Below are 717 nucleotides of genomic sequence, written 5' to 3'. Positions count from 1 at the left end.
AACCAGTGGCAAAAAGCTACAAGCACGTTTTGTCTGACCGCCGCTTCCAAGGCTTTTTAATCTGCCTAGTTGCGACGTTTGCTGGCGTAGGTGTGTTCGAAGCAGCAGCTGGGGTATTGCTAGGAGGTGTATTGGCATTACCAGCCACTACCGTAAGTTTGCTGTTCATCTTGCCGATCCCGGGCTACTTAGTGGGAGCAGGTTTGTCTAGCTATATCGCGCAGCGTCGCTCTGAGCGTCGTGCGTTAAATGTTGGCTTGGTGTCGATCTTTATCGGTTCAGCCGTCGTATTAATCCCAGGCTTGTTTGGCGTAACAACTGCACTGACGTTAATTGGTGGCGCAACTATTTATTTCCTAGGTGCGGGCATTCTGTTCCCTGCGGCAACAACAGGCGCAATTGCTCCGTTCCCTTACCACGCGGGGACAGCTGGTGCGACTCTGGGTGGCATGCAGAACTTGGGCGCCGGTATTGCAACCTTGCTTGCATCGCTATTCCCAGCGCATAACCAAATGCCGCTTGGTGTTTTGATGATGGCAATGTCAATTGTCGCGATGCTTGGCCTATTGTGGGTACACAGAGCGCACGATCACTCAAACGAAATGCCACAAGTCATTTAACCGCCATTTCAATCTGACCAAAACATTGAAAAGGGACACACGAAATAGTGTGTCCCTTTTTTCATATCACACTACCTCTATTTATTGATGAGAATGA

At 49.7% G+C, this 717-nt stretch carries 1 pseudogene; it reads left to right on the top strand.

Annotated elements, in window-relative coordinates:
• Nucleotides 1-620 (top strand): annotated as a pseudogene (locus tag R7R78_RS26250) (Bcr/CflA family drug resistance efflux transporter); the annotation flags it as partial.
• Between the last annotated feature and the right edge of the window lie 97 nt (nucleotides 621-717).

This window comes from Vibrio sp. 2134-1, from assembly GCF_033339495.1.
The sequence above is the reverse complement of the archived record's forward strand: the minus strand, read 5'-3'. Positions and strand labels throughout refer to the sequence as shown.